The 16343-nt window shown below is 41.3% G+C and carries 12 protein-coding genes (1 of these 12 running past the window's edge); 6 read left to right on the forward strand and 6 right to left on the reverse strand.

The annotated features are described in order from the left end of the window. The first annotated feature begins 50 nt into the window (after window positions 1-50). Window positions 51-1166: a tRNA preQ1(34) S-adenosylmethionine ribosyltransferase-isomerase QueA gene (gene queA / locus SOI84_RS03965; RefSeq protein ID WP_320675115.1), complete on the forward strand. Its 1116-nt coding sequence runs from the start codon at window positions 51-53 to the stop codon at window positions 1164-1166. Here queA and cysK read toward each other — a convergent pair. The 3 genes from cysK to SOI84_RS03980 all read right to left on the reverse strand — a co-directional run bounded on the left by cysK (window position 1163) and on the right by SOI84_RS03980 (window position 4861). After that, window positions 1163-2149 (reverse strand): cysteine synthase A, encoded by a 987-nt coding sequence (cysK, locus tag SOI84_RS03970; protein WP_320675116.1) that lies wholly within the window; start codon window positions 2147-2149, stop codon window positions 1163-1165. The two genes, queA and cysK, sit on opposite strands and share 4 nt — an antisense overlap. A gap of 73 nt (window positions 2150-2222) precedes the next feature. Next, complete coding sequence (locus SOI84_RS03975; protein WP_320675117.1) at window positions 2223-3692, reverse strand: PLP-dependent transferase; 1470 nt, start codon at window positions 3690-3692, stop codon at window positions 2223-2225. Beyond that, window positions 3689-4861 (reverse strand): PLP-dependent aspartate aminotransferase family protein, encoded by a 1173-nt coding sequence (locus SOI84_RS03980; RefSeq protein WP_320675118.1) that lies wholly within the window; start codon window positions 4859-4861, stop codon window positions 3689-3691. Before SOI84_RS03980 ends, SOI84_RS03975 begins: the two co-directional genes overlap by 4 nt. 473 nt (window positions 4862-5334) lie before the next feature. Here SOI84_RS03980 and SOI84_RS03985 point away from each other — a divergent pair, with 473 nt between their 5' ends. The 3 genes from SOI84_RS03985 (at window position 5335) to SOI84_RS03995 (ending at window position 10067) form a co-directional block, all read left to right on the forward strand. After that, window positions 5335-6738: a DUF2079 domain-containing protein gene (locus tag SOI84_RS03985; RefSeq protein ID WP_320675119.1), complete on the forward strand. Its 1404-nt coding sequence runs from the start codon at window positions 5335-5337 to the stop codon at window positions 6736-6738. Window positions 6739-6976: 238 nt separating this feature from the next. Further along, window positions 6977-8485, forward strand: a complete 1509-nt coding sequence (glpK, locus tag SOI84_RS03990) for a glycerol kinase GlpK (RefSeq protein WP_320675120.1) — start codon at window positions 6977-6979, stop codon at window positions 8483-8485. Beyond that, the gene (locus SOI84_RS03995; RefSeq protein ID WP_320675121.1) at window positions 8475-10067 is read left to right on the forward strand and encodes a glycerol-3-phosphate dehydrogenase/oxidase; all 1593 of its coding nucleotides are present in this window, start codon (window positions 8475-8477) and stop codon (window positions 10065-10067) included. The genes glpK and SOI84_RS03995 overlap by 11 nt, the downstream gene beginning before the upstream one ends. Here the strand turns inward: SOI84_RS03995 and SOI84_RS04000 are convergent. Then, a complete protein-coding gene (locus SOI84_RS04000; protein WP_320675351.1) occupies window positions 10056-11741 on the reverse strand; it encodes an alpha-amylase family protein in 1686 nt (561 codons plus the stop codon). The two genes, SOI84_RS03995 and SOI84_RS04000, sit on opposite strands and share 12 nt — an antisense overlap. A gap of 63 nt (window positions 11742-11804) precedes the next feature. Between SOI84_RS04000 and SOI84_RS04005 the strand changes: the two genes are divergently transcribed. Further along, the gene (locus tag SOI84_RS04005; RefSeq protein WP_320675122.1) at window positions 11805-13184 is read left to right on the forward strand and encodes an aldehyde dehydrogenase family protein; all 1380 of its coding nucleotides are present in this window, start codon (window positions 11805-11807) and stop codon (window positions 13182-13184) included. Between the two features lie 235 nt (window positions 13185-13419). Beyond that, the gene (locus tag SOI84_RS04010; protein WP_414153611.1) at window positions 13420-14370 is read left to right on the forward strand and encodes a LysM peptidoglycan-binding domain-containing protein; all 951 of its coding nucleotides are present in this window, start codon (window positions 13420-13422) and stop codon (window positions 14368-14370) included. On the opposite strand, the gene SOI84_RS04015 is transcribed toward SOI84_RS04010, so the two are convergent. Then, on the reverse strand, window positions 14367-15875 hold the full coding sequence (locus SOI84_RS04015) for an ATP-dependent DNA helicase RecQ (RefSeq protein ID WP_320675124.1): 1509 nt from the start codon (window positions 15873-15875) through the stop codon (window positions 14367-14369). The genes SOI84_RS04010 and SOI84_RS04015 overlap by 4 nt on opposite strands. Window positions 15876-15937: 62 nt before the next feature. After that, window positions 15938-16343, reverse strand: partial view of a hypothetical protein gene (locus tag SOI84_RS04020; protein WP_320675352.1) — the end only. The gene runs 635 nt beyond the window's last position; 406 of the gene's 1041 nt are visible here — the last part of the coding sequence; the start codon falls outside the window, past its right edge; it ends in the stop codon at window positions 15938-15940.

Here is a 16343-nt window from a genome sequence, read left to right on the forward strand (position 1 = left end):
GGAGCTTTACACTTTTTGTTTAGCGATCCGTATAGTTTTTAAATTTACGCGTGGCAGATAGAAAAGATTTCTTGCTTAGTTCCTATAACTATGTGCTTCCTTCTGAACGCATAGCACAAAGACCTGTTGAGCCACGACATGCAGCTGGGCTTTTGATAGTGGGAGATAAAAACTTTGGCACTACGGGTACTAAACATGCAAAAGTTTGGGATTGGCTAAATGAATTAAAACCTAATGATTTAATTGTCTTGAATGACACTCGTGTATTAAAGGCTAGGTTAAAGGTTCGACGCCTAAATGGTGGATTAGCAGAACTACTAGTCCTTGAGCCTAAGGGGCAAGGACAATGGTTGTGCCTAGCAAGACCTGCTAAAAAACTACGCCCAAACGAAACCATCTGGTTAGAAGCTCTTGAACAGGAGCCTCTTCCCCTGAAAGTTATAAGTAACGACTCCAGCTCTGGGGGCAAAATTATTGAATTTCCCATTTGCTATTCAGATGCAAAGAGCATAGAAGTTTTGTTGGAGCGATATGGAGAAGTACCTTTGCCACCGTATATCGCAAGCCATGATAAGAACGATGAAGCTCGATACCAAACAAGATACGCAGCTCACCCTGGAGCAGTAGCAGCACCAACAGCAGGTCTTCACTTAAGTGATGAGCTGCTAAAGGCTCTTGCTAAAAAAGGGATCAAAAAGACGACAATCACCTTGCACGTTGGGTTAGGCACGTTTAGACCGGTCGACGCAGAAGACCTCTCTAACCTTCAATTACATAGTGAATGGATTGAAGTCAAAAAGGATGCAGTAGAAGCTGTCGCAGAATGCCGTATTACTAATGGAAGAGTTATTGCCGTTGGCACTACAAGCGTAAGAGCGCTCGAAGGAGCAGCGTCCGCAGGTGACGGCAGGCTGCGAGAATTTAGAGGGCCTGTGAATTTAGTAATTAAACCTGGTTACAGGTTCTCAGTAGTAGATGGGCTGTTAACCAATTTTCATTTACCTAAAAGTTCACTTCTTTTTCTCGTAAGTGCGTTAATCGGCCGTGAACGTCTATTAGCACTCTATGAAGAAGCCATTGAGCACCAATACCGATTTTTCTCTTATGGGGATGCAATGTGGATCCCTCCTGAAGCCGTGCTTCTAGAAGCGAAGCCTAGAAACTAAGCCGCAGTAGGCTCCTGAATAATCCCAGTAGGAACAGTCTCAAATAAGATTGATGAAAGATAACGTTCTGCCATGTCCGGGAGAATAACAACAATTGTTTTCCCTTCATACTCCGCCTTTTCTGCCAATCTAATTGCAGCAACAGCAGCTGCTCCACAAGAGATACCAACCAAAAGGCCTTCTTCCTGTGCCAAGCGTAGTGCCATAGCTACCGACTCTTCATTGGACACCTGCTCAACCTTGTCTACAACAGAAAGATCCAAATTCTTGGGAATAAACCCTGCTCCTATACCTTGGATTTTATGAGGTCCAGGTTTGATCTCTTCTCCATTTAGAGTTTGTGTGATCACAGGACTATGAGAAGGCTCTACTGCAACTGAAAGAATCGATTTACCTTGCTGTTGCTTGATATAGCGTGAGACGCCAGTAATCGTCCCCCCTGTGCCTACACCAGCAACTAGAACATCAATTTGTCCGTCACAGTCATTCCAGATCTCTGGTCCGGTTGTTTTGAAGTGAATGTCTGGATTAGCAGGATTCTCGAACTGTCCAGGCATGAAATACTTATCGGAATCACTCTCAGCGATTTCCTTTGCTCGAGCAATTGCTCCAGGCATTCCCTTAGCGGCCTCAGTGAGGATAATCTCCGCGCCAAGAACAGCCATAACTCTGCGCCGCTCTATGGACATTGATTCCGGCATAGTAAGAATCAACTTGTAGCCACGAGCTGCAGCGGTAAAAGCAAGTGCAATACCTGTGTTACCTGAAGTAGGTTCAACGATAGTTTTTTCTTTTGTCAGAACACCTCGTTTTTCTGCATCCCAAATCATGTTTGCACCAATTCTGCACTTAACGCTATAGGCAGGATTTCGACCTTCTATCTTGGCAAGAACTGTTGCCTTGCAGTTCTCAGTAACCGAATGGAGCTTGACTAATGGCGTGTTCCCAATCGCCAGGCTGTTGTCTTCGTAAATGCGTGACATGTTTCAATAAAGAATTGATTTAATAGTTAGCTTGAATTTATAGCTTCTGCATGATCTTGATGTAATGGATGTCTTAATTCTCAAGCGCAACTTTAAATTTTTCCCAAAGTATGTCTGAATCTTCCAAGCCAACTGATACCCGAATCAAATGCGAGGGGACTCCACATTCTTCAGCCCAACTCAATTCGCCGTAATGAGCAAGCAAAACATATGGACAGACCAATGTGAAATTCGTCCCAAGACTTGGTCCTTTGCAAACTCTAATAGAATCATAAAATTTCCTTGCTTTTGGAAGGCCCCCAATTAGTTCAAATGAAAGCAGGCAACCATATCCAGAACCTTCTCGCATTAGCTTTTTGAAGTTAAGACATGTCCCAGGATGAAGAACTCTCGCCACCGCAGGATGACTAGATAAGCGATCCGCCAGCTGAGCACAAGCCTTATTAAGCTTTGGCAAACGGACAGCAACATCTCTACTTGCTATTTCAAGCTCAATAGAATCAGATGCACCAAGGACTGATAAAGGTTTAGAAAGTTTTTCAGATAGCACCCTCCTCCATCGAGATTTAGGACTAACTACCAATGAACCAGCAAGTATGTCCCCTCTTCCCGCAAAACTCTTAGTTAATGAACTAAAAATCAAATCTGCATAGGGAAGTGCATCAATATTTAATGCAGAGCCAATTGTGTCATCCGCAATAATTAGAACACCTCTTTCATGAGCTATATCGGCTACTAGAGGTAGATCTATGCATTGCAGCATGGGGTTACTTGGTAGTTCTACAACAAGCGCCGAAGGCTTTTTCTTTTCCAGTTCTGCAATTAAAGCTTCTCGATCTGTTCTAAGTAAAAGTGTGCTTCCTTTGAAAACTACTGAAGGAAGTTTCAAAACATCTACATAGGGGAAGCCAAGTTGAAGAGTTGGTTTATCAGGGAATAATTCATTAACTGCAAAAAGAGCTGCATAGAAGGCCGCCATCCCTGATGGATGGAGATAAATCAGGTCTCTTTCACATTGATAAATCTCTGCTAATCGAGATTTCAAAGTAAATCTTGCATCAGCCACAATCTTGATCACAGGTTCAGGCTCCTTACCAAGAGCAATGGCGGCTTCACGAGAAGATGCTCCTAAACCGGAGTGTTGCCAAAAAGCCTTTGCAGGGATTGCCGAATCAGAATCGGTAAGTAGACATTGCAGACCAAGGACTTCTCTTACTTCGCATTTACCAAATGGTTGACTATTTTTGCAATGGAATTTTGCAAGAGTAGCTATCTCTTTTGTGGGATAAGGCCAAGCATTGATATAAACAGGGTCTTGCAAACGCAAGGCATTAGTTGCTAATTCCGCTACTAATGGATTAAAGCCAAATCGTGGGTATATCGCCTTTAAGGAGTTAAGGCAATCACTATTCTTTTCTTCATAATCAATTACATCTTGCCATCTTGGTAGTGCCACAGAAACTGCATGGGGGCTATCAGGTAGCGCTTCACCTAAATCAGTACCTTCCCAGCATGGCTCTTTAAGAAGATCGCGAGGAGTCACTTTTTCAAAGTCTCAAGAGCTTGCATCAAGTCATCAGTAAGGTCCTTGAGGTCTTCACATCCAATAGATAGACGTATTAGCCCATCATCAATACCAAGCTTAAGCTTGGTGTCCCTATCAATATATGCATGCGTCATTGAGGCTGGATGACATACAAGGCTTTCGATCCCACCAAGACTCTCTGCCATAGTGAAATAATTCAAACTTTTGCAAATTTCATAAGTCTGATTTTGGGTTGCATTTATTTTAAGAGTAATAATTGACCCTCCAGCCTTCATTTGTTTGAGAGCAATTTCATATTGAGGGTGACTAGAAAGAAACGGATATCGAACCCATTCAATACCTGGATGATTTAACAACTGCTGGGCAATCGCAAAGGCATTTTTACTTTGACGTTCAACGCGAAGAGGCATTGTTTTAATCCCTCGCGTAATCAACCAACAATCAAACGGGGAAGGTTGAAGTCCAAGTGCCTTTTGCGCAAAATCCAACTTCTTCTTCCATGTAGCATCCTCACTACAAATAGCCCCACCTAGAGCATCAGAATGACCATTAATGTATTTAGTTGTACTACACAATGAAAGTGTTGCACCAAGCTCTAGAGGGCGCTGGAAAAGAGGTGTTGCAAATGTATTGTCTACAACTACTGGGGCTTTTACTTTAATGGCATAATCACATATTGCAGCAATATCGATTACTTTGAGCATTGGATTAGTAGGACTTTCCAACCATATCATTTTTGGCTTTAAATCAATAATCTTAGAAAAATTTTTTTCGTCTGTAAAATCTACCCACACGGTCTTAATATCAAAACGTCTAAAAACTTCCTCGAATAAACGTACAGTACATCCATAAAGGTTCTCTTCACAAAGCACCAAATCACCCTTTTCTAAAGTTGAGACAATTGCTGTAATTGCACTTACTCCAGAGGCAAGTACTGTTACGTATTTGCAGCTTTCTACCGAAGACAAAACAGATTCCAAAATTCGAAAGTTTGGGTTACCAGAACGGGTGTAATCAAATCCATGAAGGTTCCCATGGGCAAATGTTGCACTAGGGAAAATAGGTGGCATTACTGTGCCTGTCTCAGAAGCAAAACTTTCTCCATGATGAATCGATCGAGTATTGATCCCTGGTCCTTCATCATGATTTGACTTGACTTGATCCACAACTATGCAGGAACTTTATTTGGTTAAAGAGCGATATAAAAACCCTTGATTATTGCTTTCACAATAACTGGGCTTTTATAACAGGGCAGAGTGAAAGCAACAATCAAAGCTGACACCAATAATGCCTGCTTCTTTAAGATAGATACTTCTTACAGTAATTTACACCTTAGCTTTGTTGCAATAGATGGGTACAAATTCAAGCGACTTTTCTTTGAGCTCATGTTCAGGCATCTCTAGAACTTTGATCCTTGAACGAAATTTTCACTTACAAACACTGACTGAAAGTAAAGCTTTTATAACAGGGAGAACACTACTAAGGCATAACCTAATCGCTATGGAACAAAGGGTTTAAAGTCACCTCAAATAAAAATGGAGCATACCCCAAATACCATGAAGTATATGAAGCCCCAAATATCGAAAAGGGCATTTCCACCTGACTATCAGCGACCTTTACTCCTATTAGTACAAAATCCATGACTTCTCCTTTATTTGCATTCTCCTTAATATTCAGCGCAATCCTCTTATTTTTAGCAAGTTTACAGCACTTTCTTTTAGGCACACAAGTTTCTGACATTGGCACATTTGAGCAATTCAGCTGGCTAATCGCAAATGGTAAATTCAATGTTTCCAGTAGTTTTCGAGGTATAACTCCTCTACAAGATCATTTCTCTTTGTTATTAATTCCAATTGGTCTTATATACAAGGCCTTACCGAGTACATATACATTATTAGCCCTTCAATCTTTCTCTCTCGGAATATTACCCGCTATAGCAGCAAATGAAACAGCAAAATCAAACAACAACCGAAAACTATTACTCGCTCTAATAATCGCCATTACGCTTTCTCCATATATCTTTCTAGTCAACCTAGGCGACTTCCATCCAGAAATACTAACAGCCCCTTTAATGCTGTTAGCAATTTCAGAGACCAGTAAACGAAGAAATTGGTTATATTACACATCCTTACTGATCTCACTTTCAGCCAAAAAAGCTCAAGTCTTGTTTGGTGTTGGACTGGCTATATATAGTCTCGCAAAAGGCCAAAGTAAAAGGGCTATCACAACCCTAACTATATCTTCTATTTGGTGGATAGTTTCATCAAACTACTCTGCCATTGGTGGAGATTATATAAAACTTAGGCTTGGGTATCTTGGTAACAACATACAAGAAATAGTATTCACACTAGTCACTAGGCCTTGGCAAATCTTCACTGAAGCCTCTCCCGAATCGATCTTATTATATACACTAGGATTAATACTACCATTTTTAGCTTTAATCAGTAAAAGGTCTATACCTGCAATTTTAGCGACTTTTCCGGTCTATTTTACTAATATAATTTCCTCAGAGGGTATTCAGAGAGAACTGAACCATCATTATTCAATAATAATAGTTCCTTTTCTAATAGCAGGGTGCATAGAGACAATTAATAGCTGGAAAGATATTTCAAGATCTGTCTCAAATAGAATCTATTATATTACAATTATAACTTCACTATTAGCCTTCATCGGCTATTCAAGGATAGGTTATTTTAGCACTAGGTATTTTCCTCTTTACAGCGAAGCGATTGCATTCCAAGAAGCCAAACAGGGGATATCGAGTAAAAACAGTGTTCTAACAAATAAGACCTACGCGGCACATCTTGCAAATAGAGAAATATTAAAAATAATTGAAACAGGCGATTATTCTCCTGTTGAAAGATTCGATTATATTCTATTACCTCAGAGCACTAATCTTGAAAGCAAAGGTGGAAAATTAGTACCAATAAAAGGTTCAGAGACTGAGAAAGTAATTGAGACGGTAATTCAAGAAGCTAGGGAAGGAGGTCTTAAATGTTCATCTTATAATAAGTTCATCAGATTATGCACGAAGAGCCCGTAAAAATACTATTCACTAGATTAAACGATGGGGTTAGGATTATAAGGACTTTTCGTCTTGAAGTGGAAAGATTTAGCCTTAAAGCTATTACAATTCACACTTAGCATCTCATTAACAAAACACTCCAATTTTAAAAGGAACAAGCCTGAAGACAAGAAATAAGTGACTAAGTAAATACTTCTTCTCGTTTTACGTTTGCACAAATCCTATTAACCGCTAGGAATTAAGAAAGAGAAAATACATGGCAAATCAACCTCTTCTGCTCGCACTAGATCAAGGAACCAGTAGTTCCAGAGCAGCTGTTTTCACTTGCACAGGTGAACTCATTGCAAGCGCCAGCGCTCCTCTATCGATCCATTATCCACAAGATGGCTGGGTAGAACAAGACCCTCTGGGTATCTGGGAAAGTCAATTAGAAGCTATGAAGAGCTTGGCAAAACAACTCAGCACTAAGCAAGTCAATGCAGTTGTAAGTTGTGGCATTACGAATCAAAGAGAGACAACAATTATTTGGAGGAGAAGTAATAGCGAGCCCTGCGGCCCTGCACTGGTATGGCAGGACGGACGCACAACCAATACCTGCGCATTCTGGAAACAAGAAGGGTTAGAAGCCGAATGGAAGAGACGTACTGGGCTTTTACTCGACCCATATTTCAGTGCGAGCAAAATCAACTGGTTGTTAACCAATCACGATGAAGCTAGTAAAGCCAATGCTCAAGAAGATCTTTGCTTTGGGACAGTAGAGAGTTGGCTTGTTTGGAACCTGACTTTAGGAGAGAAGCACTGCTCTGACATGAGTAACGCCAGTCGCACGCTCTTAATGGATTTGGAGCATAGAACTTGGGTTGAACCTTTTTGCGACACCATTGGAATAAAGATGAATGCCTTGCCAGAGCTAGTGCCATGTCGAGGAGAATTCGGAGTCATCGCTAAAGAACATCCCTTTGGAGGCGTTCCCATAAATGCACTCCTTGGAGATCAACAAGCCGCCACACTTGGTCAACTATGCCTAGATGTTGGAACAGCTAAATGCACTTATGGAACAGGGGCCTTTTTAGTGGTAAATACTGGGAATGAAATCAAACGTTCGAATTTGGGACTATTAAGTACTCTTGGCTGGACAGACGAAAAAGGTATCGCAACTTATTGCCTAGAGGGAAGCCTCTTCAATGCTGGAACAGTTGTGCAATGGTTAAGAGATGGACTAGAAATTATTGAGACCGCAGATGAGATCAATCAACTCGCAGAAAAAGTCACTGATGCTGCCGGAGTAATGCTTGTACCTGCATTCACAGGATGGGGAACACCTCATTGGGATCCAAATGCACGTGGGCTTCTCATAGGACTGACCCGTGACAGTCAAAAAGGACATATAGCTCGAGCTGCACTAGAAGGGATTGCCTTGTCTGTTGCAACATTGGTAGAGCTTTCTCAAAAAGCCTTGGGAAAATCGCTAGGAGAATTAGCCGTAGACGGAGGTGCTGCAAAGTCCAATCTTCTTCTTCAAGCTCAAGCCAATAGCACTGGTCTCAGTATCAGGCGCCCTAAAAATCTCGAAAGCACTGCTAAAGGAGCTGCCCTATTAGCTGGAGTACAGGCAGGTCTGATTCAAGATCTAAAAGATCTTGAATCACAAAGAATTGAAGGGTCAAAACTTTTCACCCCAACAATTGAGGCTTCGGCACGCGATTTATGGCGATCAAAATGGGATGAAGCAGTCCTAAGGAGTCTCAAATGGCATGACGCATAACACCCAAAATTTTGATTTACTTGTCATCGGTGCTGGTGCAACTGGTTCTTGTCTAGCTTACGAAGCAAGTTGCCGTGGTTTAAAAGTTGCCCTGTTAGATAGTGGTGATATAGGTGGAGGTACAAGTTGTCGTAGCACTAAACTTCTTCATGGAGGGGTTCGGTATCTCGAATTAGCCTTCAAAACTTTTGATCTTGCACAACTCAAGCTTGTTCGCGAAGCACTACTTGAACGTGAATATTGGCTAAAGCAAGTGCCTTTCCTAACACGACGAATAGACCTTGTTCTCCCCACTGAAAGCCTATTCCAAAAAGGTTATTACCAAATAGGTCTGGGAATTTATGATGCTCTCGCAGGCGAAAGATCTATAGCACATAGTCGAATACTCTCTAAAAAACAATTAAAGATAGCCTTACCATTCTTGAGAGAAGATTTAAACGGTGGGGTTGCCTATAGTGATGGGCAATTTGACGATGCTCGCTTAAACCTTTTACTTGCCCTCACAGCAAAAAGAGCAGGTGCATTTATCAAGACTCGCTGCCAAGTTATAGAGTTTGAAAAAAATGCGAATGGAAAACTTTGTGCTGCTATCAGTGAAGATTCCAATGGTCAACAGAATCGGTGGAATGCTAAGGCAATAGTGAATGCCACTGGAATTTATTCAGACAGACTACGCCAAATAGCCAATAGCAGTGTTGAACAGCGCATGCTTACTAGCCGAGGAGTTCATCTAGTAACTGCAGAAAACTTATGTCCACAAAATATTGGACTAATTATCCCCAAAACCAATGATGGAAGAGTAGTTTTCGCCCTGCCATTTCACGGAAGGACTTTAGTCGGCACAACAGATAAGCCTTGCCATTTTAATGAAGTATGTCAACCCTCAGAGCAAGAAAAAAACTACTTGATTAATTACATTCGCTCCTGGTTCCCAAAAACAAAAAAACATCATATAACAAGTGAATGGTCAGGAGGGAGGCCTCTGCTAAAGCCTCTTAAGGAAAGAGTACAAACAAGTCGTGTTGTCCGTGAACACGAAATTGAAATTCTTCCATGCGGACTAATCAGCGCTATGGGAGGCAAATGGACAACCTGTCGCCCTATTGCTCTGGACACTTTAAAAGCAGTCGAAGAGGTGATGTCCCATGAATTGCCTAAGCGCAAACAAATCCCAATAATTGGTTCAACCAATAATCCTTCTCTGACTATAAAGCTATTATATGAACATAAAGAAAAGCTCAAGCTATTACTGCCTAACAACAAATTACAAGACAAACAAACAACACATCTTCTCTCAAATTACGGACTAGAAGCACTACCGATGATTGAAAATACTCCTGAAAAGGACAGACAACCTCTTAGCAACTTAATTCCTATCTGCAAAGCCGAGTTCAAGCATTGGATCGAAAATGAATATGCTCAAACACCTACTGACATGCTTGCCCGTCGATGCAGGGTGGCAATGATAGACATAAAAGAAGCTAAAAACCTTTCTTCGCATGCGGTAAAGGCTCTCAGGTCTAGAGGTCTACCAACCGAAAAACTCACACTTGAAGATAATCCAATCAGGCTACAAATCTGAACCACTCCCATTATTAGGTGTTTGCCGGGAAGACTCTACTTCGCCAATAAGCCACCAACTAAAACCATAAGAAGGCAGATAAACGAACCAATCTTGGGCTGCAGTTGGATATTCACACCCCCATAGAACTTCTCTGGTCCTCGCACCTTTCCATCTAGAGAGATCTAATCGCAAGGAAGCTCCAGCAGCGGAAAGATTAGCGGCAACGAGTACTGTCATTGCATGATTAGTTCTGGTGTAGACAATTACACTTGGATGACTACTCTCAAGAAGATTAAAGTCTCCAAACCTAAGCGCTGGCAATAACCGACGACAAGTAAGCATTCGCCGATGCCAATTCAACAAGGATCCAGGAAGTTGTTTCTGAACCTCAACATTAACAACCCTATAGTCATAGCCAGGAGAAGTAATTGGAGGAAGAACTAATAATGGATCTGGTGCTGAAGAGAAGCCTCCATTCCTTGATGAGCTCCATGCCATTGGAGTTCGATTAGGGTCCCGATCACGAAGTCCCGGCCAATCACCCATTCCCAACTCGTCTCCATAGTAAATACATGGCATTCCTGGCAGGCTATACAAAAGTGCATGCAACAATCGATTAGCTCTTAAATCACCATTCAAAAGAGGGGCGAGTCGACGATTTATCCCCCAATTAAGCCAATGTCCGTGACCTTGATGAAGCCCAGTTCGAATTGTTTTTATAAGTTCTTTAGGTATCAAGTGGCCATCACCTAGCCATAGCTCATCATGGTTACGTAGAGGCAAGGCCCATCGAAACCCAGGGACAGCCTCCTGAGAGGCTTTTAGGCAAAGACGCAACTGGTCACAATTTCCGCTGGCAACTGCTGCGAAAAGATGTGCAGTAAGCACAAAATTAAAAGCTCCATGTAGCTCTTTCTCTTCCAAGTATTTAGAGGCCTCATTCACTGGTTGAATTGCCTCTGCTAGGAGCAAAATGTCGCGGTTATAAGAATCAACTCTTTCGCGAACCAACCTTAAAAACGCATGTGTTTTAGGCAATCCCTCACATCTACTACCCTCTTCCTCAAACAAAAAGGGAACAGCATCTAATCGAAATCCATCAACACCACGTTCTACCCAAAAATCGATCACATCTAGCATTTGCTGTTGAACCCAAAGGTTCTCGTAATTGAGATCTGGTTGATTTCGCAGAAAACGATGAAAGTAATACTGCTTTGCTACCTCATCCCATTCCCAATTAGATGCCTCGAATTTCCTAAATAAGACTGGGGCATCAGAATAACGGTTCTGATCATCGCTCCAAACATATGCATCTCTCTCTTGACTACCTTTAGGTGCCCATCGGGCACGCTGAAACCAAGGGTGAAGATGACTTGTGTGATTAAGGACAAGATCAATAATCACCTTGATCCCATAGTCATGAGCAACAGTTAAAAACCTATGAAATGACGCCAAGTCACCCAGCTCAGGATGAACACTCTTAAAATCAGTAATGTCATATCCACCGTCTTCTAAGGGTGAAGGATAAAAAGGCGTCAACCAAATGGCCTCAATTCCCAACCAACGCAAATAGCTCAGTCTGCTTGTTAGCCCTTTTAAATCACCAATACCATCACCATTTCCATCCGAAAAACTCCTAGGTATCAACTGATAAATAACCGTACCTTGCCACCAAGGATCTTTCTTAAGCATTCCTCTGCCTAGAATTGAAGTTCTTGATCCACTGCTACACAAACCTGACCCTATCGTCATCCCTTGAACCAAAAGTACTTACAAATCAAAGAACTTCGAGAGCCTGTAATCAAGGGCATAACAAGACCTGAAAAATGGAGGCGTGTACAGCTAAAACGAATATCAAAACTCATCAACGAACATGAAAATGAAATAATTCAGGCTCTTTCAGCAGATTTAAAAAAACCGCCGACAGAAGCGCTTTTTGAAATAATCGCGGTCAATCAAGAGCTCAAACTCGCACAAGAACAACTACGACAGTGGATGCGACCTCAACCTATTGGAGTGCCGTTCTCCCTTAAGCCTGGAGAGGCCTGGACAGAACCTGAACCATTAGGTTGTGTGTTGATAATTGGGCCTTGGAACTATCCATTCTCATTAATCATCCAACCTCTTGTAAGTGCCTTAGCCGCTGGGAATACAGCTGTATTAAAGCCTTCAGAGAATGCACCTCAAACCTCATTATTAATTCAGAGGTTAATCAATCACCTCTTTCCTAAGGATGTCGTTGAAGTAGTTACTGGGGATGGAGAAATTGCTTCTGAATTAGTTCAAAGAGACTTCGACCATATCTTCTTTACAGGTGGAAGTGTTATTGGGAAAAAAGTAATGGAAGCTGCATCGAAAAACCTTACCCCAATTACTTTAGAACTAGGGGGTAAAAGTCCTGCAATAGTTCTAAAAGGTGCCGACCTTGCTGCAACTGCAAGACGTTTAATATGGGGTAAAGGACTAAATGCAGGGCAAACTTGCATTGCGCCTAATCATATTCTTGTGGAAGAAAAACTCAGGTTTTCCCTTCTAAATGAACTTAAAAATGCCCAAATATCTCTTTACGGGGAAAATCCCATACAGTCCCCTCACCTAGCAAAAATAATCAACGGCCACCACTTCGAAAGACTCACAAAACTGTTAGAAGATGCTCGTTCAAAAGGACAAATTCATCATGGTGGAAGATTCAGCCAAGCCCAGAGACAAATCGAGCCAACAATCATAGAAGTGGACGAACAAAGCGATCCCCTTCTAGAAGAAGAATTGTTTGGGCCATTACTGCCTGTGCTCAGCACTCAAAACCTAAATTCTGCTATTGGCTTAATTCAAAAACAACCTCGTCCTTTAGCTATTTACTTATTTGGCGGATCAAAATCAGACCAACAACATTTAATTGAAAAGACAAGCTCGGGTAGTATTTGCTTTAACGACGTTGTAATGCAAGCGGGGATACCGGATCTCCCCTTTGGAGGCGTTGGAGCTAGTGGCATGGGTAGGTACCATGGCTACGCGGGGTTCAAAACCTTTTCCAATGAAAAATCAATTTTAAAAAGACCATTCTGGTTTGATATCAAATTGAGATACCCTCCATATAATCTTGATCCTAAAGTTTTAAAAAACCTTCTTGGCTAACTCGCTAATTTTGAGATGAGAACCCCTAAAAGATTTCAAGAAGGACTGGCAAAAACCTAGAAGGGTCTTATGGTTTGCCAAGAGATGGCACCTATGTATGCGTGGATCTACTTTTATTGCCTTAGCCGTATTGGCGTTTCCCCTAGCCCCTGCGTTTGGAGAAACAATCACTGTTCGCTCTGGAGAGACTCTTTCTGAGATTGCTGAAAGGCACAGAGTTCCCCTAAAAAGACTTATGCAAGAAAATAATTTGAGGAATGCTAATCAAATTTGGTCAGGTCAACAATTAACCCTGCCAAAACAGGCAAATCGAATCCAAAACCAAACAAATACTTCCTATCAAACAAATCATTTTGTTAAGGAAGGAGAAACTATAGGGATGATTGCAAGCAAATATAAAGTCAGTCCAGAGCGATTGATTAAAAACAATAATCTAGAAAATTCAGACTATTTATATATTGGGCAAAAGCTAGCTATTTCTTACAATTCATCAAATACATCAACCAAATCAACTCATAAAGTTAAAGAAGGGGAAAGCTTAATTGGAATAGCCAGGTCTTATCAATTAACCCCAGATACCATACTAAGAGTAAATAATTTAAAAGATGAAAACTTCTTATACCCTGGCCAAGAATTAAAGCTGCCATACAATGCAAGCATCATACATCCTCAAAAAGAGTCCCTAAAAATTGAGGAAGCTACTTTTAGGGGGGTTCATAGAGTCACTAATGGTGAAACATTATCTAGCATCTCAGGAACCTATAATATCCCAATTGAAACTCTTATTGCAATTAATAACATCAGTGACCCAAATACAATCATTCCTGGGACTAAACTTCGATTAAATTACAAAAACAAGCAAAAAGTTGACAATCTTGCCTTAAAGAACAAACATAAATCCCCAAATAAGTATTCTAGAGCAGTGAAAAGGTCATCAATGAATAGAACATGGCGTAAGTATGGACCACTTAAGGTTAACTGGAAGGAATGGAAGTCTATGAAAGGAAGCTATGTAACCCCAACGATGAATTCTCAAGGAAAATCTCTTTATATTGCAGTAAATTGTGAATTTAAAAAATTAAACTCAACTGGAAAAGATGGTAATTGGAAAAACTGGTTTTCTCCATTAGACAAATTTGAAAAAGATTTAGTCAGAGATTTATGCCTGCACAAAAGAAGAGCTTAGCTAACCATTAATCCATCATGTGCATAATCTAAAGTCCATGGGCTTTGAAGAAAACATAGACCCACATTACTTATATGAACCATCTGTGACCCATCATTACTTTCGCTAACCAAGTTCTCTTCAACAAGTCTTCTTGCAAGCCACCCCCAATTTTCTCCGGTTCCCACTTTTGAAGAAAGATTGTTCAGTAACTTACTGAATTGCATCCATTCAGAGTCTTTTAATTCAGAAAGCATCTGTATGGCCTGTTCCGAACAATCATGACGCGGTGGAGGGGATAAGCATCGGTCACAATTTCCGCAAGGCCCTGAAACTTCGCCAATAAGTTGCAAAAGTGCTTGCTGTCGACAAGTTCCTCCTTCAGCCAAGGCCTCCATTCGCCTCAACTGCTGCTGAGCTATTTGAACCCTCATATTCTCTAAACCTCCACCAAGAGAATCTGATTCAAAAGGTCCTAAAGAATTGATAACCCAGGAAAGCCTCTTACGATCTCCCGGAGAAAACAAAAGATGGCAACTTGCTGGTTTGCCATCTCGGCCAGCCCTTCCCGACTCCTGCAAATACGACTCGGCCGAAGAAGGAAGATTCAAATGCATTACCAACCCAACATCTCTACGGTCAACTCCCATCCCAAAAGCAACTGTCGCGACTAAAATAGGTTTTTGTTGTTCTAGAAAGCTTGATAAAGCTTCCTTTCTTAAAGACATCGTCAATCCCGCATGGTATGGAATTGCATTAACTCCATCAGCCTGCAACTTCCTTGTCAAAGTTTCTACTGATCTCCTGGTACGAACGTAAATTAATTTAGCTCCACGAGAATTATGAATCTCGGCAATAACATTAGGGATTGGGTCCTTTGGTCTTCTCTTCATTATATATTTAAGGTTATTTCTCTTTGCTGAGCAAACCTCAACTAATGGTCTAGACAGATTCAAAAGTCGAATAATATCAGCACGAACCTTTGGAGAAGCTGTTGCACTCAAAGCAACAACTGGAACACCTGGTAATAAATAACGAATCTGCCCAAGCCTTCTATATTCAGGTCGAAAATCATGCCCCCAGGCACTTATACAGTGAGCCTCATCAATTGCTATTGCAACTAATTTTCCGGAATTATAAATGTCTATCAATAAATTCTTAATTAAAACCCCATTCAACCTTTCAGGAGCTAAATAAAGAAGCCGAATATTCCCCTTTCGAACATCATTTCTAGCTTTTGCAAGTTCAGATGAATCCAGCCCTCCATGAAGGCAAACCGCTTCAACATTTCTACGTCTAAGTTGAAAAACCTGATCCTCCATAAGCGCAACCAAAGGGGATACGACTACTACCAATCCCTGGCGTACTAAGGCTGGGAACTGATAACAAAGTGATTTACCTCCTCCAGTGGGAAGGACTGCAAGAGCATCTTTCCCCTCAAGAACTGCCTCTATAACTGATCTCTGCCCTAGCTTAAAGTCAGACCAGCCATAGTAGTGGCGCAAGCTTTCTATAAGTGAGTCCACTACGCGCTACTGATAGCGTTATCAAGATAACTAGCTCTTATTTAATTGCTAGATGCAGCTAGTCATTCGATATATGGAGGTTCCAGCTGATCTGGAGCCTCTTCAATTAACTGAATACGTAATCTTTTCCCTCCAGAAATCTCTCCTAATGAAACCCTCATAGTTGCACCGCTAAGAGATTGCAAAGCCCCAAGAACATCTCTTAAGTATGGAGTACTACTTCCACTCTCTACCCAAAGTCTTTCAGAAATACCTCCTAATTTTCGCCATGCTGTATGGAATTTCAATACGGAAGACTCTAAAGATTGAGCTTGGCCTAATGCATCTGCAAGAAGGCCTAGTGAATCTAAGCGCTGCGCCTCCTGCATAGCCTTCTCAAGGTTAAGTTCTACTTGCTGAAATGCCCTCACTGCAGAACTAGCTTCAGTTGCCTTGGTTATCCATTTAGCGGTATTAGTAACTTCTTTG

Origin of the sequence: Prochlorococcus sp. MIT 1341 (assembly GCF_034092415.1) — a bacterium.
Lineage (GTDB): Bacteria > Cyanobacteriota > Cyanobacteriia > PCC-6307 > Cyanobiaceae > AG-363-P08.